The organism is Lawsonibacter asaccharolyticus, from assembly GCF_022453915.1.
Lineage (GTDB): Bacteria > Bacillota > Clostridia > Oscillospirales > Oscillospiraceae > Lawsonibacter > Lawsonibacter asaccharolyticus.
This window is the reverse complement of record NZ_CP091870.1, coordinates 1,846,861-1,868,061: the sequence shown is the minus strand read 5'-3', so window position 1 is coordinate 1,868,061 and position 21,201 is coordinate 1,846,861. Positions and strand designations below refer to the sequence as shown.

The window sequence follows — 21,201 nt, the reverse complement described above, 5'->3', positions numbered from 1 at the left end:
CCAAATGATAACTTTTTGATAACAGTTCGCCGTACCCCTGGATAGTTTTCTCTTTCTGCGGTATGTTGTGTCGTTACAAAGGAGGTGTATCATCGTGGCAAAGCGCAGGCCATCCGGCGACGGCATGGTTCGGAAGAAGGAAGACGGCCGTTGGGAGGGCCGCATCGTGGTAGGCCACAAGGCCAACGGCGCCCCCATCTTCCGGTATGTGTATGGCCGCACGCAGAAGGAGTTACTGAGCAAACTCCACCAGAGCATCGAAACCTATCAGGATGTAGAACTGACCGAGGACAGCCGCATGACATTGGGAGAGTGGCTGGACCGCTGGCTGGATGAATACAAAGCGGGGACGATCCGCCACAGCACCATGTACGGCTACCGGCAGTATGCCAGACTTTACATCAAGCCCATCCTGGGAGACAAGGTGATCTCCCGCATCACCTCGACGGACATCCAGCGGATGTACACAAAACTGAAACGGGAGGGTCGCATCCATGAGCATCCAGAATACGGGTATCAACTCTCAGACGCCATGCTCTCCCGCATCCATGCCATGCTCCACCAAGCGATGAAAGACGCGGTGGGCGCACACTTAATCGCCAAGAATCCCACCGAGGGCACGGTGGTCCCCAAGCCCAACTACCGTCCAAAGCAGATTCTGAATGAGGAACAATTGGACACTTTCATGGCCGCAATCGAGCAGGACGAGGTGTGGCGGGACTTCTTCTTCACCGAGTTGACCACTGGCTTGCGCCGGGGCGAGATCTGCGGCCTTCGATGAGAGGACTTCGACGAGGCGGAGGGAACTCTCAAAGTCAACCGCTCCGTCAGCACCCGCAAGGTAGGCAGCCTGGAGGTCGGAGAAACCAAAACCAACAAGGGCCACCGGAGCATATCCCTGCCGGACAGCACGGCCCAGCGTCTGCGGGAGCGGAAGAAAACCGCCATCAGCGATTGGATATTCCCAAATCCCCTGCATCCGGAGGAGCCGGTCAATCCCGGCTATGCCTACAACCGGATGAAAACGATCCTGAAAAATACCGGCCTACCAAGTATCAGATTCCATGATTTAAGGCATACCTTCGCCACCCACGCTCTCGCCGGAGGTGTGGACGCGAAGACACTGTCCGGCATCCTGGGCCACACCAACGCCAGTTTCACCCTGGACACCTACACCCATGTAACCGGCGATATGCAGAAACAGGCGGCGAATATCGTGGGTGACTTCATGACAGAACTGTTGGGAGAGGAGTGGAAACCATGGCAAGAAAGCGAAAGAACGGCGAGGGAACCGTCCGCCTGAGAAAAGACGGCCGTTGGGAGGGCCGGGTGGTCATCGGCTACGATGAAAAGGGCCTCCCCAAAACCAAGAATGTCCTGGCCAAGACAAAAGGCGAATGTATAGAGAAACTGAAACAGTTACAAGAACAGTACGCTCCACCCAAGTCGGACAAAATCAAGCCCGAAATGCCCTTCGGAGATTGGATAGACTTCTGGTATCAGAACTACTCCAAGTCGAAACTCCGGGCTACCACCCGTGCAGGATATGAAAACAGGATCTACCTGCATATCATCCCGGAACTGGGTGACATCCCTCTGAATCAACTGACACAGAACGACCTGCAACAGTTCTACGCCCGACTGAAAAAGAACGGGCGGCTCCTCCATGCGGAGCACTACGGCGAAAGCCTGTCTGACACTATGGTCCGTGGGTGCCACGCCAACTGCCGGTCCGCGCTGGAAAAGGCGGTACAGGAGGGCCTGATCCGTGTGAATCCCGCCGTCGGCTGTAAACTGCCGCCCAAGAAAGCTCGCGAAATGCAGGTGCTGACCCGTGAGGAGATCCAGCGGTTTTTGATTCAAGCCAAGGCGGAAGGATACTTTGAACTGTTCCTGCTGGAACTGACCACCGGCCTGCGGCGGGGCGAACTACTGGCCCTCCAGTGGGATGACCTCAATTTTGAAACAGGAGAACTGCAGATCAACAAGCAAGTCTATCGGACAAAGGAAGATGGCTTGCTGATCTCCCAGCCCAAAACAAAATCCTCCATCCGCACGGTCAGCCTGCCCCAACCACTTCTGACCATTCTGAAAGAATACAAGGAGGGCGTAAACTCCCGGTGGATGTTCCCTTCGCCGCTCAAGGAGGACTCGCCGCTGGACCCGGCCTACATCAGAACACGGCTACACCTCATCTTGGAACACGCCCAGTGTAAGCAAATTAGATTCCACGATTTACGGCACACATTTGCAACCATGGCTCTGGGCAGCGGGATGGATGTGAAGACCCTCTCCTCAATGCTGGGCCATGTGTCGGCGGCCACCACGCTGGACATCTACACCCACATCACCAATCCCATGCGGTCTGAGGCGGCGGCAAAGATCGACCAGAGGATCGCAAAGGTCGATCCCAAAGAGAAAGAGGTGGCCTCAGAGCGAGCACCGGAGACAGACCCGCAGCCATTCGTCCCCTTCATTCCCTACAACGGCAAGATCCGAAAGGCCGGCACCGGCTGTATCACCCAGATCAGTGAACACTGCTGGGAGGGGCGCTACTCCCCAGTGTGGCCGGACGGTAAGAAACACTCCCGCAATGTGTACGCCAAAACACGAGAGGAGTGCGAGGCACTTCTGCCTGGACTGATCCAGCAGATGAAAGCGGAAATCAAGGCCATCAAGGAGAGCGGAAACCTGGATGCTATCCCGGACGGGATCAGCGAGAAGAAAAAAGCCATCGCCGCCTATGTGCGGGAGCATCCGGAAGTTACCAGCAAGAGCGCCATTGCTAAGGCGGTGGGGACGGATCGGAGTACAGTCAGGAAATATTACAATGAGATTCGAGGTGAGTTGGGGCTACGATAAGTTCGGAAATTACGCTGTATAATTCAAAAAATATATGGTCTAAAATCAAGGGAGTTTCTTGGCGTGTATGCCCCTATTTCTCCCAACTACTAAAATTCAGTTGAAAGGAAAAGTGTCTATATATTGTTAATCACACCAGCTGTCTACGGTCAAATGGGTGTGGTGGTGGGGCAATGATTGCATGGTCTGCCAAAAAACTGAGATACAAGATAGTCTGCTCGAAACCTAATGCAGAGAAGTCTTCATGAAATACTTGTGGTTTACGCAAATCCATTTCCGTTTTCCACAAAATATGGTACAATGATAAAAATCATTTTTGAGGAGTTTTATATGTCAGAGTTAGAATATTTATTAGCATATGCAAAGCAGTGCCATGAAGCCAAAGACGCTGCAGATATTTTGGATATTGCTCAGGACATTCAGCAGTTGGACTTTTTTTACCAGAAGAAAACCAAAGAGACAGTTGCAGAAGAATTGTTGAAACATTCGTAAGTGAGAACATTATAAAATTTACTCAAAGGGGTAATCTACCGATGGGAAAAGGCAATTCGACAACAGATAATTTCTTTGCCGCGCAAAAAGAAAAATCTCGTGTTAAGACATTGATAGTAACAGAGTTCTTCAAAGCTTATTTCCCGATTATTAATGCACAGTTCAAACAGGATATTTGGTATATTGATCTGTTCTGTGGCCCGGGGTACTATGATGATGGTAGTGCATCTACACCAATAAAGCTTCTGGATACCATTGATACTTTCAAAGACGATGCCGTCCGAAATCGGCTAAAGATTGTTTTTAATGACCACAACAAGGAATATACTGAAAAATTGCGTCAGTATGTCAAAACACATCCAGTATACTCTCGATTAAAGCATCAACCTCAGATACGAAATTTAAAGGCATCGGAAATTAACTTGTCAGAATATACCAAGGGGAATCATCCAATCTTTTCTTTTGTCGACCCTTGGGGGTATAAAGATGTATCAGTCTCTCAGGTGTGGGACTTAGTCAAAAATCAAGGTTCTGACTGTGTCCTGTTCTTTAATTCAGATCGAATCTTGCAAGATATTTCTAAACCTTCTAACGAAGAGGATTTCCGAAAGATTTTTGGAGATTTGTTTGATGATGCAAAAGCAATTCAAATGGATTCTTCTATGTCCCAGCGCAGAAAAGCAGAGGCATTTTTGAAGCTATTTTCCCAAAATCTCTATTTGACGGTAAAGGAAGAGTACGATAATAGATTTAAGTTATTTGTATTGCCGTTCTATGTAGAGGCCGATGATAAAGGAAAAACCAGTCATTATATCGTTTTTATTTCCAAAGCGCATAAAGCAATCCAAGAAATGCGAAAAGTTATGATTAAGCAGGGCAATTCGATATCCGCAGAACTCGGATATGACAGTAAGGATGATATGCAGATTTCTCTCTTAAACAGAGATGACGATTCATCTAATTCTATTATACAGACCATAAAAGCAATATTCTCAAAACACCCTCAATGTTATGACAAAAAATATACTGTGGCAAAATTATCTGAGCTTATGGATCGCTACGAGATGTCAACTGCATACAAGGTGTTACCATACTCACTGGCAGAAGTAAAATCTGCAGTTGAATTGTTACATCAAAGAGAATGTATCAAAGTCGTTTTACCGGAGGGAAAACGAGTAAATAAACCTATCACATATAATCGAGAGTTTTATATTACACGAAAGATTGAGGAAATATAATTATGTCTGGGAAAACAAAAATAGAGTGGACAGAATCTTCTTGGAACCCCATTACCGGGTGTTCGCCAGTTTCTGCGGGGTGTGCGCATTGCTATGCTGCACGTTTTGCCAAACGGCTCAAGGCCATGGGGAACCCACGATATACAAATGGTTTTAATGTTACAATACATGAAGATTTATTAACCGCCCCCCTTTCTTGGAAAAAGCCTCAGATGGTTTTTGTGAATTCGATGTCTGATTTGTTTCATGACGATGTTCCGGCAGATATTATCATGAGAATATTCGACACAATGAATAGAGCACCTATCCATACCTTCCAAATTCTAACCAAGCGGGCAGAGCGATTGGCGCAGTTGGCATCCGATTTACAATGGAGCAGAAACATCTGGATGGGAGTGTCGATAGAAAATCAGGATACTATTTTCCGTGCGGATTATCTCAAACAGACGAATGCCCATGTTAAATTTATATCCGCTGAACCTCTCTTATCACCACTGCCTAATCTGGATCTACAAGGTATAGACTGGCTAATTGTCGGCGGAGAATCCGGCCCTGGAAGCCGTCCAATGCTTGAAGAATGGGTAATGGAGTTGAAATCAAAGTGCGAAGAATCCGGTACTGCATTTTTCTTTAAACAGTGGGGGGGAACCAACAAGAAACGGACTGGATCACTTTTAGGTGGGAAAGAATACAAAAATTACCCTACACACGGATAGTTGTGGCAGTATCCATTTCATAGAGAGCACAGTGACGTTGCAATTGAACTTATTCAGGAATTGCGCCGCAGTAAACAAGACAAATCCCCTCTGGAGCAAGTTCCAGAGGGGATTTGGTCCGAGATGGGAGACTCGAACTCCCGGCCTGATGGTCCCAAACCACCCGCGCTACCAACTGCGCTAATCCCGGATATTTAGTTTTTCTGCATGATACCACGCAGGGAAAGAAAAAGCAAGTTTTTCATGTCTGTGGGCAACGCTGTGGTCAAGCCTGATTTTGCGGGAGGTTTTTTACCGGGGGATTTCCGCCGCAAGCTACTGCCTCAAGGACTTCCGGGATCTCGCTTTCGGGGGAATGGATAAGTCGTCTATCCTCCCAAAGCAAGCGCGCTACCAACTGCGCTACACCCGGATAATTTGATTTTCCTGTAAGGAGTCAGTGCTCTGCAGATAAAGACTGTTACTGTTTCATAGTATAATATAAACGAGAAAAGATTGCAAGTATTCTTTTCTTATGTTAAGATAGGGGACGACTTCCGACATGAGGTGACTGAGCTGTGAGAATGAGAAAAAAGCCCAATCTGATCCCACGGATGGACCGATGCCGGGACCGGATGATCCCAGATCCGGTGGAGCTGAGGGGACACTGGCGGGACCTGATGCCCCAGGCGCGGGAACTGCGGGTAGAGCTGGGATGCGGGAAGGGACGCTTTACCGCAGAGACCGCAGGGCTGGAGCCGGATGTCCTGTTCGTGGCGGTGGAGCGGGTGCCGGATGCCATGATCGTGGCGATGGAGCGGGTGGTGGAGAAAGGGCTGTCCAATGTCTTTTTTGTGGACGGGGATGCGGCTCGCCTGCGGGACTATTTTTCCCCGGGGGAGGCCGACCGGATCTACATCAATTTCTGCGACCCATGGCCCTCCAACAAGCACGCCCGGCGGCGGCTCACCCACGAGAACTTCTTGGTGCTGTACCGGGGGGTCCTGCGGGACGGGGGACAGATCCACTTCAAGACGGACAACCGGGAGCTGTTTGAGTACTCCCTGTTCCAATTCCCCAAAGCGGGCTATGAGCTGTCTGAGGTGACCCGGGACCTGCATGGGAACGGGGTCTGCGGGATCATGACGGATTATGAGGAGAAGTTCCATGATTTGGGGACGCCCATCAACCGCTGCGTGGGGACCAAACTGCACCTGGAGCAGGAGCCGAAGTTTCGGCCCATCGCCGGGCCCCGGGATCTGGCGCCGCAGGACGGCGGCAAGGTGCTGGCGGAGGACCGATAAAGAAAGAGCAGTACCGCGGCGGCCTTTTCCGCCGCGGTACTGCTTTCTGATAGACCGCTGTATGTCCGGCCTTACTGCCCCTGATAGAGCGGGTATTTCCCGGTCAGCTCCTTGACTTGGGCCCGCAGGCTGTCGATCTTGTCCTCAAAATCGGCCTGGGCGGCCTGACAGATCAGCCGGCCCACGGTCCGCATCTCTTCCTCCCGGAAGCCGCGGGAGGTAACGGCGGGGGTGCCCACCCGGATGCCGGAGGTGACGAAGGGCTTTTCCGGGTCATTGGGGATGGCGTTTTTATTGACAGTGATATATACCTCATCCAGACGGTGCTCCATCTCCTTGCCGGTGAGATGGGCAGGGCGCAGGTCTACCAGCATCAGGTGGTTGTCCGTGCCGCCGGAGACCAGGTCCAGGCCGCCCTCCATAATGGACTCTGCCAGGACGGCGGCGTTTTTGACGATCTGCTGCTGATAGGCCTTAAATTCCGGCCGGAGTGCTTCGCCCAGCGCCACCGCCTTGGCGGCGATGATGTGCTCCAGGGGGCCGCCCTGGGAGCCGGGGAAGATGGCGGAGTTCAGCTTTTTGGCGATCTCCGGATCGTTGCACAGCAACATGCCGCCCCTGGGTCCGCGGAGGGTCTTGTGGGTGGTGGTGGAGACCACGTCGGCGTAGGGGATAGGGGATGGATGGAGCCCGGCGGCCACCAGGCCGGCGATGTGAGCCATGTCCACGAACAGGTAGGCCCCCACCTCGTGGGCGATCTCCGCGAAGCACTGGAAGTCAATGATACGGGGGTAAGCGGAGGCACCGGCGATGATCATTTTGGGGCGGTGACGTCTGGCCAGATCTCGAACCTGGTCATAGTCGATGCGGTGGGTTACGGGGTCTACGCCGTAGGCCACCATTTTGTACTGCTTCCCGGAGAAGTTGACGGGGGAGCCGTGGGTCAGGTGGCCGCCATTGTCCAGGCTCATGCCCAAGACGGTGTCGCCATACTGGCAGAGGGCTTGGTAGACAGCGTAGTTTGCCTGTGCGCCGGAATGGGGCTGTACATTGGCAAAGCCGGCGCCGAAGAGCTGCCTGGCCCGCTGGATGGCGATGTCCTCCACTACATCTACGCACTGGCAGCCGCCGTAATACCGTTTTCCGGGGTAGCCCTCCGCGTATTTGTTGGTGAGCACCGTACCGGCAGCGGCCAGCACGGCGGAGCTGACCACGTTCTCCGAGGCGATGAGTTCGATGTTCTGCTGCTGGCGGTCATATTCCGCCTGAATTGCCCTGCCGACCTCGGGGTCGGCGGCGGTGATGAAATCCATGGCTTCCTGGACCAATGGGAACACTCCTTTGTCAGTTGATGCCCGGCGGGGCCGGGGCCGTCTTCCCTATTATAGCAGATGGGGCGGAAATTACAATGAAAATAGGGAAGAAAGGAAGAGCTTGCTTTACAAGGACCGGGGTGCTGGTGTAAGATATGGGGGAAGAAGCCCCGATGTAAAGACCAGCAGGGGAGAGGCCGTCCTGACCTTTGGCCCCTCTGACTGGGAGCGGGAGTGAGGGGCGCAGGCCCCGGATATGACAGGACAGGCCTCGCCTAAAGGGCGGAGCGGTCCGAAAGGTGTGAGACAGGATGAAAACCATAGAAGAGATCTGGAGCATTGTCAATGGGCTGAAGGAGCTCTACCCGGATGGGGTCTGCTCTCTGGATTACAGAAAGGACTATGAGCTGCTGTTCTCGGTGCGTCTGGCGGCTCAGTGCACCGATGAGCGGGTGAACAAGGTGACACCGGCCCTCTATGCCCGCTTCCCTACCCTGGAGGCGCTGGCGGAGGCGGACATCGCGGAGGTGGAGAGGTACATCCACTCCACCGGCTTTTTCCGGGCCAAGGCGAAGGACATCGTGCTGGCCTCCCAGATGCTTCTGCGGGACTACGGAGGGCGGGTGCCGGACACCATGGAGGAGCTGCTGAAGCTGCCCGGGGTGGGCCGGAAGACGGCCAACCTGATCCTGGGGGACGTGTACCACACCCCAGGGGTGGTGGTGGCGGATACTCACTGCATCCGCATTTCCGGCCTTCTGGGCCTGACCGACGGCACCAAGGACCCGGGAAAGGTGGAGCAGCAGCTGCGGGCCATCCTGCCGCCGGAGGAGTCCAACGACTTCTGCCACCGGCTGGTCCTCCACGGGCGTGCTGTGTGCATCGCACGCCGTCCCCAGTGCCAGAGCTGCGTCCTGCGGCCCTGGTGTGACCACTTCGCAAAGAGCGGGCAGACAGCCCGGGGGACAGAAGGGAGAGAGCCAGCATGATCGGATACGGCGGATTCGGCATGGCCAACGCCATGTTCACCATTGTCCCCATTTTTATCGGGGTTGTCTTCGTGCTGATCCTGGCGGGCATTGCAGTCCAAGCGGTCCGTGGGGCCGCCCAGTGGAAGCGGAACAACGACGCCCCGGTGCTGACAGTGGAGGCGGAGGTGGCGGCCAAGCGCATGGACGTGCGCACCTACCGCCACGGGGGGACTGAGCACAGCAGGAGACATGCCTCCAGCCGGACCTATTACTACGCCACTTTTCAGGTGGAGAGCGGGGACCGGATGGAGCTGGAAGTGCCCGACATGGAGTACGGCCTTCTGGTGGAGGGGGACCGGGGGCGGCTGACCTTCCAGGGCACCCGCTTTCAGGGGTTCCGCCGCACATGAGTGGAGAGACCGAATGAGGGGAGAAGCGGACCAGTGGAAAAAGTGAATCGCTGGATCTTTTATGTTCTGGGAATGGTGGTCCTGGCGGCGGGGATCACCCTGAACACAAAGACGGGGCTGGGGGTATCTCCCATCATCTCAGTGGCCTACTGTGTGTCCCAGATCTTTGAGCTGAATTTCGGCGACATGACCTTTGTGCTCTACGGGATCTTTGTGGTGGTGCAGCTGTTTCTCCGGGAGCGGCGGGAGCGGCTGGCCACACTGCTGCAGTTTCCCCTGAGCCTGGTGTTCAGCCGGCTGCTGAATCTGTGCAGCGCCTGCATCCCCTATCAGGCGGCGGCCCACAGCCTGCCGGAAAATCTGGCGGTGCTGGCCCTGGCCATCGTGCTGACGGGGGTGGGGGTGGCCCTCACCGTCAACATGCGGCTGGTCCCCAACCCGGGGGACGGCATCGTCCAGGCGGTGGCCCAGAGGATGGGCCGGGATCAGGGCTTTGCCAAGAACGTATTTGATTTGGGCTGCGTGGCAGCAACGGTGTGCCTGGGCCTGCTGCTGACCGGGCGGATCGTGGGGATCGGCCTGGGCACTCTGCTGGCCATGGTGGGGGTTGGGCGGGTGATCGCCCTGGTAAACCATTGGACCAAAGCGGGCATGAGCCGGCTGGCCGGCGTAGCATAAACGGGAGGACAAGAAATGAGCGGAAAAGGATCAGAGGCCCGGCTGACCCACGGCGGGGACCCGCGCTTCCGGGAGCTGGTCCGGGCGATGGACCGGGAGTATGGGGAGCGGTTTGGGGCAGCGGCCCTGAAGTGCCGGAGCTGCCACGGCCTGGATGACATCCGGCAGGCCTGCCTGCTCCTGCGGGACGGGCAGGTGGTGGCCTGCGGTGCCTTCCGGGCGATGGAGGAGGGCACAGCGGAACTGAATTGGGTCTATGTCCGTCCAGAACACCGCCGCCGGGGGTGTGCCAGGCAGGTGGTGGAGGTGTTGGAGCTCCAGGCCCTGTTTCAGGGCTTTGGCCGCATGGTGATGGAGATAGGCCGGGATATCCCGGAAGCGATATCCCTTTACAGAAAAATGGGATACCGGGAGATCGAGACTCTCACCATCTTTGCGGACAACAAGGACACCCTGTGCATGGAAAAGGAGCTGCTGTGAGCGGCGGGTCCAGGGGCGGGCGCCCCTGGAGGGAAAGGGAGTGTTGGAATGGCTTACCGGCCATTGGCAGATGAGATACGGCCCCAGACCCTGGATGAAGTGGTGGGGCAGAAGCATATTTTAGGCAGGGAGGGCCTGCTCCGCCGGATCATCGAGGGGGGTGACATCCCCAACCTGATCTTTTACGGTCCCTCGGGTACCGGAAAGACCACGGTGGCCAACATCATCGCCCGGCGGACCAACCGGCCCCTGCACCGGCTGAACGCCACTACCGCGTCCATCAGTGACATCAAAGAGATCATCGCAGACATCGGGACCCTGATGGCCCCGGAAGGAGTTCTCCTTTACCTGGATGAGATCCAGTATTTCAACAAGAAGCAGCAGCAGTCCCTGCTGGAGTTCATGGAGAACGGCAAGATCACCCTCATTGCCTCCACCACGGAGAACCCCTTTTTCTACGTGTTCGGGGCAGTGCTCTCCCGGTCCACCGTGTTCGAGTTCAAGCCCATCACCGCGGAGGACGCCCTGCCCGCCATCGACCGGGGGGTGTCCATCCTGGAGGGGCGCCTGGGGGGCGGATTGGTGCTGGAGGAGGGGGTGCGGGAGCACATTGCTGCCTCCTGCGGCGGTGACATCCGAAAGGCCATGAACGCCCTGGAGCTGCTGGCCTCGGCGGCGAAAAGGGAGCAAGGAAAATTCCTTGTCACTTTGTCAGACGCCCAGACGGCGGCCCAGAAGTCCGCTATGCGGTATGATCGGGAGGGGGACAATCACTTTGATATTGCCTCCGCCCTGATGAAATCTATGCGAGGTTCAGACCCGGATGCGGCGGTCCATTATCTGGCCCGGCTGCTGGAGGCGGGGGACCTGATCACGGCCATCCGCCGCATCCTCTGCTCTGCCAGTGAGGACATCGGCCTGGCCTATCCCCAGGCGGTGCCCATCGTAAAGGCCTGCGTGGACAGCGCCCTTCAGCTGGGGCTGCCTGAGGCAAGGCTGCCGCTGGCCCAGGCGGCCATCCTTCTGGCAACCGCTCCCAAGTCCAACACGGCCTGCATGGCCATTGACGCGGCTATGGCCGACGTGAAGGCAGGACTGGCGGGGGACATCCCACGGGAGCTCCAGAATGTCCATGCCGACTCGGCGGGGATGGAGCGGGAGCAGGGCTACCTCTACCCCCATAACTTCCCGGGCCACTGGGTGCGGCAGCAGTACCTGCCCAATGAGCTGAAAGACAGAAAATATTATCAGTACGGGGACAACAAGACAGAGCAGGCCGCCCGGCGCTACTGGGAGGAGATCAAGAAATAGGAGACCGCCTCCAGCGGGCGCTGTTGAGGCCAAAGGCCCCGCGGGCGGATAGCATCCGCCCGCGGGGCCTTTACTGGAAAGGCAGGACCTTTGTCTGCCGGGAGAGTCAGCGGTCTGTCACCACCAGGGTCTGGATCTCGTTGGAGCCGGAGCCCCCGCTGAGGACATACAGGGTGTAGGTGGACCTGGGCGCCGCCTCCAGCTGGAGGGAGGCCAAGGCAGAGAAGGGGGGTGCCACCCCGATGAAGGCGGAGTCCATGGTTTCGATGTCCAGGTAGCTGGGCATGGGGAGAAGGTTGGTCTCCGCCAGATAGAACTGGTAGGTCCCGGGGCGGATCTGCTTGAAATAGGTGGTCTCCTTGAATTGCACGTCAGTATAGACCACCCGGCCGTCGGCCAGAAGGAGGTCCAGGGGCTGGCTGTTGTAGGCCAGGTTGCTCATCCGGAAGTTGGACAGAGCGCCGGTGGGGGGGCAGCACACATCGGAGATGGGGACCAGGTCCAGGCCGCCGGCGGTCTGGACCACTGCTACGGTGACAGGGGCGTTGTCCTGGAAGGGCAGGGTCTTTTGCAGGTAGATGTAGCCGTCCTGGCCCGACACGGTGACGGACCGGTATCCGGAAGCCATCCGGCGGTAAGAGGAGACTGCGGTGAACTCCAGAGAGCGAACCGCCAGCGTGCTGCCGATGAAGATGCGGAAGGGGGGATAGGAGCGGGCCGCGTTGAGAAAGCGGATGCTGCTCCAACGGGGCCAGCCGGGGACCATGCCGATGCCGCCTCCTGGGGCCACGGGACCGCCCTCTCCCGGATTTGGGAGAGGGATCACCGGAGTACCCCCGATGTCGGGCGCCACAGGACCGCCCTCTCCGGGGTCAGGCAGGGGGATCACAGGGGTCTGGCCGCTGGAGGCACGGGACTGGGCGGCGTCGGGGGAGAAGGGTTCGGAAGAGAAGCAGTGGAAGGATTCCATATGAAGAGCCGAACAAGCTCGGCTTTCCTCCTTTCGGTTTGGGCTGCCCTATCCTATTCCGGGGACGGGAGAGGGGTGACAGGCGTGACCGCACCCTTTTTTCGGGAAAGGGGAGGGGAAGCTGGCCGAAAGGAGCACAGGCCGGACCTGGAGGGAAAGGATACCAGGAGAGGCGCTGAAAAGCGGAAACCGGCGGCTGCCTATGGGCAGCCGCCGGTTTTTCACATCGCGGGGTCGGAGGACTGGCGCTGATCCCGGTCCCGGCACTGCGTGCCCTGGGCCTGGGCGCCCTTGCTGTTCTTCTTCTGCCGGGCCTGCTTTTGGTCCTGCTGGCTGTTCTTAGGCATAAAATCTCACCTCAGCAGTAGTATTGCCTGGGAAAAGAGATCCATACCAGAAAAACAGCCGAACTGCAAAAAAACTCAGAAGGACTTCCGGTACAGCTCGTAGCCGATCTCTTTCAGGTAGTCGGGGACGTTGCGGACGGACATCCGGATGAACTCCTTGGTGGACTCGTCCAGCTCCTGATAGGGCCGCATGTCTGGGTGGAGTTTCAGCTCGCTGTCCCGCTTGCCGTAGCGCCAGCCGTCAGCCCGCTTGTCCTTCATCCAGCGCTCGTGCTCCAGCTCAGAGAGCTGTTCCAACACTGGGCCGTAGAGATCCATGATGGTGTCCGCGGCCCCGGGAAGGACGGGGCGCAGGCCGATGCTCATGTTGAAAGACTCCAGCCGCTCCCCCAGATAGCGGATCTGGGAGCGGTGGCCCTCCTTGTAGAACTCGTCCAGGTCGCTCCAGTCCGCCATCTCCGGTTCCTGCCGCACCAGGGAGAGCTCCTTGGGGGTGGCACCCCGGGCCTGGGCGTCGGCCAGGTGCTTCTGGCGGTACTTCTCGTGGGCAGTGAAGGCGTACTGTTCCACCGCCTCCCCCATCATCTGCTCAAAGGACAGCTTGCGCATAAAGTCCTGGACATCCACATGGATGTCCAGCTGGGCAGCCAGGGGAAGGCAGGAGGGGGTGTACCGGCTTGCGCCAGCCAGCCGGCTCATACCCAGGATAAATTCAATGGACCGGGCCCCATGGCGGTACTCCGACACCCTCAGCAGAGCGCACAGCAGGCCCCGGGAGATGTCCACCCGTCCGGTATCCGGGTGGCAGATACCCTTCACGTTTTTCAGGATCAGGCTGCGCAGCAGCATAGCACGGCGGATGATGTGCTTTTTGTCGGTAACGCAGGTGGGGTTGGGGCCCTTGATGTCCAGGATGCCTTTGAGGCGGCTGACGAAATCGGGGCCCTTGATGGCCTGGAAGCGGTGCACGTCCTCCGGGGCCTGGGGAAGAAATTCCGAGAAGGAGGAGGCGGTGGCACCCGCAAAGACAAAGACCGCCCCCGGGATGGGCAGGGGGCTGCCGTCCAGGGTGTATTCCCCGTCCTGCATGGGGGCCAGGAAATACTTCAGCCAGCCCCGGGAGACCCCGCCCAGCTCGGAGTCAAACTCGTCGAAGAAGATCAGGGGGATCAGCCCGTCTTCATAGCGCAGAGCCTGATGGAGGGCGTGGAAGAGCTGGGGGACCGAGTCGTACTGGGACAGGTTCAGGGAGGTGATGCGGAACCTGCCCCGGCTCAGGGCGATCTGCTTGACGCCGAAGGACTTGCCGGAGCCAGGAGGTCCGAAGACGGCGATGGAGATTGGCTTGGGGGCGTCCTCCCCTGCGTCCCGGTGGTCATATGCATAGATGTACTCGTCCAGCAGGGTCTTGATGGCGTGGTAGTTCTCGATCTCCCCCAGGTCTACCGTAGACAGAACCCGGTAGCGGCAGACGGGGACATGGCGGAACAGGTGGTCCGTCCCCTCCAGCACGATGTTCTGGGCCACTGCCAGATAGCCCCCGGGCTGAGATTTGCAGAACTCGTCCAGGATGCAGAAGGGGTCGGAACCGGAGACCAGGGTCTTCAGGCTCCGGTCGGGCACCGCCACCCGGCAGACCTCACCGTCCTGCCGGCGCTGAGCCAGGCTGCACAGGACCTGATAGAGGTCGGAGGAGTCACCCAGGGTCCGCTTCTCGCTGCGGTTGGGGGTGAAGAGCAGGGACCAGTGCCAGTCCTCCCGGATGAGGGCGCCCTCCTCGTTGAGGAGGATCACCATGTCCTTCCGGCTGCGCAGGGCCCGCAGGGCATCATTTACCGCCAGCTGGAGGAGGAATTCATCCACGGTGCGCTCGTAGGAGATCTCCCGGCTGATGGGAAAGTCCAGCTGGCGCAGGTGCTCCATGCGGAGCAGTGGCGTCTTGGAGGGGGAGAAGGCCTGGGCCAGCAGCAGGCCGGACTGATAGGGCTGATAGTAGGCTCTGGGTTTCATGGCGGGCTCCTTTCTGAGCGGGCCGGACCGGGACCCGGCGGCAGGTGTCTTTTCTCTATTGTAGACGCTTTTTCCGGCCTTGGCAAGAGCTGGGGATGGGAGATGAAAAGAGAAAAATGTCATACAAAAAACAATAATTGTCATACAAAAGAAAGAAATCCTTGACGTATAGGGCATCGGGTTGTAGAATAAAAACAATGACATGCCCAAAAGACAGGCGGAGGTGAGGCATATGGAACCCATTTCCAGGGTCCCCATTGTCCAGCAGGTAGAGGAGAGGATCAGAGAGCTGATCCAGGAGGAGCAGTATCAGCCTGGGAAAAAGCTGCCGCCGGAGATGGAGCTGTGCCAGCGCCTGGGGGTGGGCCGTGGCACTGTGCGGGAGGCATTCCGGCTGCTCCAGGCCAAGGGTGTGGTGGAGATCAAGCCGGGACGGGGGGCCTTTGTGGCGGAGAACCCTGCAGAGCGGGATATCGGGGCCATCGACTGGCTGGTGGAGAACGAGCGGGAACTGCGGGACTCCATCGAGATCCGCACGGCGCTGGAGCCTATGGCGGCCCGGCGGATGGCGGAGCGATGCAACACCGAGGATATCCGCCGCCTGGAGAACATCCACCGTAGCTTCCTAAGCGCCATTCAGGAGGGGGACGCGGCTATGATCGGCCGCCTGGACGAGCAGTTCCACAGCGCCATCGTGGAGAGCAGCGGGAACGCACTGATGATCGAGATCAACAGCCATGTGTGCCAGGGAATGCAGACCTTCCGCAGCAAGACCTTCCAGGTGGAGCAGAACGTGAAGAACGCGGTCATGCCCCACAGCAATATTATGAACGCCATCCTGGCCCGGGATGCCGCCCAGGCGGAGCGGGAGATGCGGGCCCATCTGGACAAGGTCCAGGAGGATCTGACCCAGAACATCCATGCCCCGGGACACGAGACAAAATAATCGGAACTGCCCAGCCCGGCAGTTTGAGACCCCCAGCCGTACCGGTGCGGCTGGGGGATTTCTTCTGTGTCCCGGCAGAGAAGAGGACACGGTCCGGCTCAGGCAGCGGTGTTTTGGACGTGCCAGGAAGACGGGCGGGGTCCAGGGGAAAACCGGCTTTGTACAATATGTTGAGAAATTTGAGAAAAAGAGAGAGCAGAGCGGAAATTAGCACAAAAATGAGAGAGGAATTTTGTCGGCTTTTTCCATTGACATCTTAATGCAGTCTTAATATACTATAGTCAGATGTCATACAATCGTCCGTCTGACGAAAGGGAGGACGGTGGTATGTAGCTTCGGACACAACGATAAGGAGGATCCTGTAATGAAAAAACTTGCTTCCCTTGTGCTGGCCGGCGCCATGGCCTTTTCCCTGGCTGCCTGCGGAAACAACAGCACTCCTGCCGGCGGCAGCTCCGCCAATGCCGGCACCAGCACTCCAGCCGCCAGCACTCCCGCCTCCGGCGGCATCGAGCCCATTGAGCTGACCATCTATTCCCCCGGCAACGAGAACTCCGTCCCCACTAAGACAATCATTGAGTACGCCCGTCTGGTGAACGAGGCCTCTGACGGCGCCATCACCCTGGATGTCCACCACTCCAACGAGCTGGGCAGCGACGCCGAATCTATCGAGTCCACCCGCATGGGCACCATCGACCTGATCTTTGCCGGCACCTCCGGTTTTACCTCCTTCTATGAGAAAGCCAAGGTGCTGGACCTGCCCTTCCTGTTTGACAGCGCGGAGCAGGCTTATGAGGTGACCAACAGCGAGATCGGTGAGCAGATCTTCTCCGGCCTCGAGGAGTTCGGCCTGGTCTTCCTGTCCGAGGGCGATAACGGTATGCGCCACATCTCCACCACCAACCGGCCCGTCCACACCGCCGCCGACGTGCAGGGCCTGAAGATCCGCGTGCCTGAGAGCCAGCTGTACCTGGACGTGTGGCAGGCTCTGGGCGCCACCCCCGTGGCCCTGGCTCTGCCTGAGCTGGCCCTGGCCCTGTCCAATGGCACCGCCGAGGCCCAGGATAATGCCACCTATCACCTGGTCGCCAACGCCACTTATGACGACATCAAATACTTCTCCAACATCAACTACATGTGGATGGGCTGCACCATGGCCGCCAACGCCAACACCTGGAACGGCCTGGACCCCGCCGTACAGGAGATCCTGAAGGAACAGGCCAAGGCAGCTGCCAAGTACAGCTTTGACACCATCGCCGCCGACAACGAGACCGCCACCAAGACTCTGCAGGACGCCGGCGTGGAGTTCGACTTCGAGCCTGATGTCCAGTCCTTCAAGGACGCGCTGGGCGGCGACGCCTACTATGATCAGTATAAGGATGAGAGCTGGTACGACCAGGAGCTGCTGGACGCCATCCTGGCGGAGGTGCGCTGATCCAAACAAAATCTGCGCTGACAGCTGCATAGGCCCCTGCCTATGCAGCTGTCCTTTGTAGAGGGGAGAAATCGTATGAAATTGTGTAACAAGATCTCCAAAGGGGTGGCCAAGGGCGCGGAAGTGATCTGCATGCTCACCATTGCGGCCCTGGTGCTGGTCATCGTGGTGGAGCTGCTCCGCCGTAACTTTCTGGGCCAGTCCTTTGGCGGGAACGTGCAGCTGTGCGGCATCCTCTTCCTGTGGATGGCCTTTATCGGTCTGATCCCCCTGTACCGGGACAGCGGCCTGATGCGCCTGGACTTCCTTGTCGCCCGCACCAAGGGCCCGGTGTACGAGGTGCTGTACTTCGCCAACAAGCTGTTCAGCCTGTTGCTGGGCGTGGTGATGGTCGTCGCCTTCGCCGCCCAGTATCCCTATGTCAGCACCCGCACCTATTCCACCTTCACTATCCCGGTGCCCTATACGGTGCAGTATTTCCCCATGTGCCTGGCTGGAGCCTATATGGCGCTGGAGTCTCTGCGGCAGATGGCGGAGCACGTGGCAGAAAAGGCCCGGGGCAGCCGGGCGCAGGTATAAGGGAGGGACACGGATATGGTAATTTTTCTGATAGCGTTTGTGCTCCTTCTGGTCATTGGTGTCCCTATCAGCATCTCCATCGGCGCCTCCGCCGTGCTGGGGTGCCTGTCTCTGGGGTATCCCTTGGTGGTCATCGGCCAGAAGATGGTCAGCGGCATCGACTCTTTCCTGCTGATCGCAGTGCCCCTGTTCATTCTGGCGGGCAACCTGATGAATGCAGGCAAGATCACGGAGAAGATCTTTGATACGGCCAAAGAGCTGGTGGGCTGGATCCCCGGCGGCCTGGGCCATGCCAACGTGGTGGCCAGCATCATTTTCGCCGGCATGTCCGGCTCCGCTGTGGCCGACGCCGGCGGCTTGGGCGCCATTGAGATGGAGGCCATGAAAAAGAACGGCTATGACGAGGACTTCGCCGGCGCCGTCACCGCGGCCTCCTCCGTCATCGGACCCATCTTCCCGCCCTCCATCCCCCTGATCATCTACGGAAGTGTGGCCAGCGTCAGTGTGGACCAGCTGTTCATGGGCGGCGTGGTGCCCGGCCTGCTGATGGGCGTACTGCTCATGGTGATGGTCCTTTACTTCGCCATCGTGCGCAGGTATGAGCGCCACCCCTTCCGCCTGCGGGCCCTGATCCGCCAGTTCCTGGGATCCATCCCCGCCCTCATCACCCCGGTCATCATCCTGTGTGGCTTCGTGGTGGGCTGGTTCACCCCTACAGAGGCGTCTTCCATTGCGGTTATCTACTCCCTGCTGATCGCCCTCTTCCTCTACCGGACCCTGGACTGGAAGAGCTTCAAGAAGTGCCTGAAGGACTCCGCCATCTCCTCTGCCAACACCCTGTTCATCATCGGCACCTCTACCCTGTTCACCTACGTCATGGCAATGGAGGGCATCTCCCGCCAGTTCGCTGATGTGATCCTGGGCATCAGCAGCAATCCCAACGTGGTCCTGCTGGTCATCAACGTCCTGCTGCTCGTCCTGGGCATGGTGATGGAGCCCGGCGCCATCCTGACCCTGATGCTCCCTGTGCTGCTGCCCATTGCCAACGGCCTGGGGCTGGACCTGGTCCACTTCGGCGTTATGGTGGTGCTCAACCTGATGATCGGTCAGGTGACCCCGCCCTTCGGCGTGTGCCTGTTCGTCATCTCCGACGTAAACAAGCTGAAGCTGGAACGGCTGTATCGATCCATCCTGCCCTTCCTGGTCCCCTTGATTTTAACGCTGATTCTGGTAACCTATATACCGGGGATCGTTACGGCCCTGCCAAACGCCCTGCTGAGCTGAGAACGTCCCCTGTTCCAAATCATCCAATTGTTAGAGAGGAGTACATCACATCATGAGCGATCAACTGTTCAGCGTAGAAAATAAGATCTGCATCGTCACCGGCGGCCTGGGTCAGATCGGCAAGAATTTCGTCCAGGAGCTCTGGAAGCGGGGCGCCAGGGTGGCCGTGTGGGGCCGCACCGTCAACGACGAGCGCATCGCCAAGACCCTGGGGGAGGAGGCCCTGAAGACCTCCGCTCTGCGTTTTTACTCTGTGGACATCACTAAGAAGGAGGAGATGAACGCCGCCCTGGACGACATGGAAGCGGTCTGGGGGGACGCCCCTGATGTGCTGGTGAACAACGCCGGCATCGACACTCAGCCCTCTGCGCCTCCGGAGGTGTCCGGTCCCTTTGAGAACTTCCCGGAGGAGATTTTCCGGGAGGTAGTGGATGTGAACCTGGTAGGCACCTTCCTGGCCTGCCAGGCGGTGGGCGCCCGGATGGTCAAGGCGGGCAAGGGCGGCTCCATCATCAATGTGGGCTCCATCTATGGCATGCTCTCTCCCATCCAGGACATCTATGCCTATAAGAAGGAGATGACCGGCGTCCCCTTCATCAAGCCGGTGGCCTACTCTGCCGCCAAGTCCGGCATCTATAACCTGACCCGCTACCTGGCCACCTACTGGGGCAAGCAGGGCATCCGGGTCAACACCCTCACCCCCGCCGGCGTGTGGCGGGACACCCAGGACGAGATCTTCCAGGCCAACTTCTGCGCCCGGATGCCCATGGGCCGCATGTCTCAGGAGAATGAGTACAACGGCGCCCTGATCTTCCTGGCCTCCCAGGCGTCCTCCTTTATGACGGGTTCCAATCTGGTGATCGACGGGGGCTGGACAGCATGGTAAACGTGAAGCCGGAGCAGTTCCAAAAGATCTGGTCGGCCCTCATCACCCCCACCAACGAGGACGAGAGCGTCAATTATGAGGCCCTGGAGCGCATCGTGGAGCTCCAGATCCAGGACGGCGCGGAGGGCTTCTACTGCTGCGGGTCCTCGGGGGAGGGGCTGCTGCTCACCCTGGAGGAGCGCAAGCAGGTGCTGGAGCACGTGCTCAAGGCGGCGGACGGGCGGGTGCCCGTTATCTCCCATGTAGGCACCATCCGCACCCGGGATGTGGTGGACCTGGCGCGGCACGCCATGTCCGCCGGGGCCCTGGCGGTGTCCATGATCCCGCCCTACTACTATAAGTTTTCCATGGACGAGATCATGGGCTACTACGAGGATGTGATCCGGGCCATCCCCGATGTGCCCGCCATCGTCTATAACATTCCCCAGTTCACCGGAGTGGAGTTCAGCAAGGAAAATGCGGGACGGCTGCTGTCCAACGAGAACATCGTAGGCATCAAGCACACCTCCACCAACCTGTACAGCCTGGAGCGGATGGGGCAGGCATTCCCTGGCAAGGCCCTGATCAACGGCTTTGACGAGCAGCTGCTGGGAGCTCTGGCTATGGGCTCCTGCGCCACCATCGGCACCACGGTCAACCTGTTCGCCCCCCTGTTCCACCGGGTGCGGGACGCCTTTGACCGGGGGGACATGGCCCAGGCCTACCACTGGCAGCACGCCATCAATCTCCGGGTGGAGGAGACGGTGAAGCTGGGCATTTTCAACGCCATAAAATACGGCTGGACCCTGCGGGGGGTGGACTGCGGCTTCTGCCGCGCCCCCTTCCGGCCCCTGGACGGAGCGGCCAGGGAGAAGATGGCCCAGCTGATGGCCCTGCCCCTGGAGCCGGTATGAGCTTCCGGCCCGTCAGATTCGTATCCTGATCGAAAAGAGAGAGACAGCGCCCGCCGCGGCTCCAGGCCGCGACGGGCGCACAGCATTGAGGCAGCCG

General features: G+C 58.2%; 20 protein-coding genes, 1 tRNA gene and 1 pseudogene. 17 read left to right on the top strand and 5 right to left on the bottom strand.

What is annotated here, in order from left to right; genetic code table 11:
• Positions 1-94: 94 nt before the first annotated feature.
• The 5 genes and pseudogenes from L9O85_RS08900 (at position 95) to L9O85_RS08880 (ending at position 5,308) form a co-directional block, all read left to right on the top strand.
• Positions 95-1,303: pseudogene (locus tag L9O85_RS08900) on the top strand (tyrosine-type recombinase/integrase).
• Entirely contained in the window at positions 1,261-2,862 is a 1,602-nt protein-coding gene (locus tag L9O85_RS08895) for a tyrosine-type recombinase/integrase (protein WP_301578417.1), read from the top strand. The pseudogene L9O85_RS08900 and the gene L9O85_RS08895 overlap by 43 nt, the downstream one beginning before the upstream one ends.
• Positions 2,863-3,192: 330 nt before the next feature.
• Positions 3,193-3,354: a hypothetical protein gene (locus tag L9O85_RS08890; protein ID WP_301578416.1), complete on the top strand. Its 162-nt coding sequence runs from the start codon at positions 3,193-3,195 to the stop codon at positions 3,352-3,354.
• Between the two features lie 41 nt (positions 3,355-3,395).
• On the top strand, positions 3,396-4,592 hold the full coding sequence (tcmP, locus tag L9O85_RS08885) for a three-Cys-motif partner protein TcmP (protein WP_301578415.1): 1,197 nt from the start codon (positions 3,396-3,398) through the stop codon (positions 4,590-4,592).
• A 2-nt stretch (positions 4,593-4,594) separates the two neighbouring features.
• Positions 4,595-5,308 carry a DUF5131 family protein gene (locus L9O85_RS08880; RefSeq protein ID WP_301578414.1) on the top strand — a complete coding sequence of 238 codons (714 nt, stop codon included), beginning with the start codon at positions 4,595-4,597 and terminating at the stop codon, positions 5,306-5,308.
• A 114-nt stretch (positions 5,309-5,422) separates the two neighbouring features.
• Here the strand turns inward: L9O85_RS08880 and L9O85_RS08875 are convergent.
• Positions 5,423-5,498, bottom strand: a tRNA-Pro gene (locus L9O85_RS08875).
• Between the two features lie 373 nt (positions 5,499-5,871).
• Between L9O85_RS08875 and trmB the strand changes: the two genes are divergently transcribed.
• On the top strand, positions 5,872-6,591 hold the full coding sequence (gene trmB / locus L9O85_RS08870; protein WP_242850397.1) for a tRNA (guanosine(46)-N7)-methyltransferase TrmB: 720 nt from the start codon (positions 5,872-5,874) through the stop codon (positions 6,589-6,591).
• A gap of 71 nt (positions 6,592-6,662) precedes the next feature.
• On the opposite strand, the gene glyA is transcribed toward trmB, so the two are convergent.
• Positions 6,663-7,904 (bottom strand): serine hydroxymethyltransferase, encoded by a 1,242-nt coding sequence (gene glyA, locus L9O85_RS08865; protein ID WP_123059178.1) that lies wholly within the window; start codon positions 7,902-7,904, stop codon positions 6,663-6,665.
• A gap of 311 nt (positions 7,905-8,215) precedes the next feature.
• Here glyA and nth point away from each other — a divergent pair, with 311 nt between their 5' ends.
• The 5 genes from nth to L9O85_RS08840 are packed head-to-tail and all read left to right on the top strand — an operon-like array spanning position 8,216 to position 11,754.
• Complete coding sequence (nth, locus tag L9O85_RS08860) at positions 8,216-8,893, top strand: endonuclease III (protein ID WP_050624038.1); 678 nt, start codon at positions 8,216-8,218, stop codon at positions 8,891-8,893.
• On the top strand, positions 8,890-9,285 hold the full coding sequence (locus L9O85_RS08855; RefSeq protein ID WP_077138741.1) for a DUF2500 domain-containing protein: 396 nt from the start codon (positions 8,890-8,892) through the stop codon (positions 9,283-9,285). Before nth ends, L9O85_RS08855 begins: the two co-directional genes overlap by 4 nt.
• Positions 9,286-9,318: 33 nt before the next feature.
• On the top strand, positions 9,319-9,963 hold the full coding sequence (locus L9O85_RS08850) for a YczE/YyaS/YitT family protein (protein WP_276756802.1): 645 nt from the start codon (positions 9,319-9,321) through the stop codon (positions 9,961-9,963).
• Between the two features lie 15 nt (positions 9,964-9,978).
• A complete protein-coding gene (locus tag L9O85_RS08845) occupies positions 9,979-10,443 on the top strand; it encodes a GNAT family N-acetyltransferase (RefSeq protein WP_277102665.1) in 465 nt (154 codons plus the stop codon).
• Positions 10,444-10,491: 48 nt separating this feature from the next.
• Positions 10,492-11,754, top strand: a complete 1,263-nt coding sequence (locus L9O85_RS08840) for a replication-associated recombination protein A (protein WP_050624041.1) — start codon at positions 10,492-10,494, stop codon at positions 11,752-11,754.
• 106 nt (positions 11,755-11,860) lie between these two features.
• On the opposite strand, the gene L9O85_RS08835 is transcribed toward L9O85_RS08840, so the two are convergent.
• The 3 genes from L9O85_RS08835 to L9O85_RS08825 all read right to left on the bottom strand — a co-directional run bounded on the left by L9O85_RS08835 (position 11,861) and on the right by L9O85_RS08825 (position 15,081).
• Positions 11,861-12,724 carry a DUF4397 domain-containing protein gene (locus tag L9O85_RS08835; protein ID WP_276756804.1) on the bottom strand — a complete coding sequence of 288 codons (864 nt, stop codon included), beginning with the start codon at positions 12,722-12,724 and terminating at the stop codon, positions 11,861-11,863.
• 221 nt (positions 12,725-12,945) lie between these two features.
• Positions 12,946-13,071, bottom strand: a complete 126-nt coding sequence (locus L9O85_RS08830) for a hypothetical protein (protein ID WP_256183478.1) — start codon at positions 13,069-13,071, stop codon at positions 12,946-12,948.
• Between the two features lie 75 nt (positions 13,072-13,146).
• Positions 13,147-15,081 (bottom strand): RyR domain-containing protein, encoded by a 1,935-nt coding sequence (locus tag L9O85_RS08825; RefSeq protein WP_256183479.1) that lies wholly within the window; start codon positions 15,079-15,081, stop codon positions 13,147-13,149.
• A 232-nt stretch (positions 15,082-15,313) separates the two neighbouring features.
• Here L9O85_RS08825 and L9O85_RS08820 point away from each other — a divergent pair, with 232 nt between their 5' ends.
• From L9O85_RS08820 to L9O85_RS08795, 6 genes are all read left to right on the top strand, one after another.
• Positions 15,314-16,027: a FadR/GntR family transcriptional regulator gene (locus tag L9O85_RS08820; protein WP_050624044.1), complete on the top strand. Its 714-nt coding sequence runs from the start codon at positions 15,314-15,316 to the stop codon at positions 16,025-16,027.
• Positions 16,028-16,391: 364 nt separating this feature from the next.
• On the top strand, positions 16,392-17,462 hold the full coding sequence (locus L9O85_RS08815; protein ID WP_108981111.1) for a TRAP transporter substrate-binding protein: 1,071 nt from the start codon (positions 16,392-16,394) through the stop codon (positions 17,460-17,462).
• A gap of 75 nt (positions 17,463-17,537) precedes the next feature.
• Positions 17,538-18,041 (top strand): TRAP transporter small permease, encoded by a 504-nt coding sequence (locus L9O85_RS08810; RefSeq protein ID WP_050624046.1) that lies wholly within the window; start codon positions 17,538-17,540, stop codon positions 18,039-18,041.
• 15 nt (positions 18,042-18,056) lie between these two features.
• Positions 18,057-19,325, top strand: a complete 1,269-nt coding sequence (locus L9O85_RS08805; protein ID WP_050624047.1) for a TRAP transporter large permease — start codon at positions 18,057-18,059, stop codon at positions 19,323-19,325.
• Positions 19,326-19,377: 52 nt separating this feature from the next.
• Positions 19,378-20,211: an SDR family oxidoreductase gene (locus L9O85_RS08800; protein WP_050624048.1), complete on the top strand. Its 834-nt coding sequence runs from the start codon at positions 19,378-19,380 to the stop codon at positions 20,209-20,211.
• Positions 20,205-21,104: a dihydrodipicolinate synthase family protein gene (locus L9O85_RS08795; protein WP_301578413.1), complete on the top strand. Its 900-nt coding sequence runs from the start codon at positions 20,205-20,207 to the stop codon at positions 21,102-21,104. Before L9O85_RS08800 ends, L9O85_RS08795 begins: the two co-directional genes overlap by 7 nt.
• Positions 21,105-21,201: the final 97 nt, after the last annotated feature.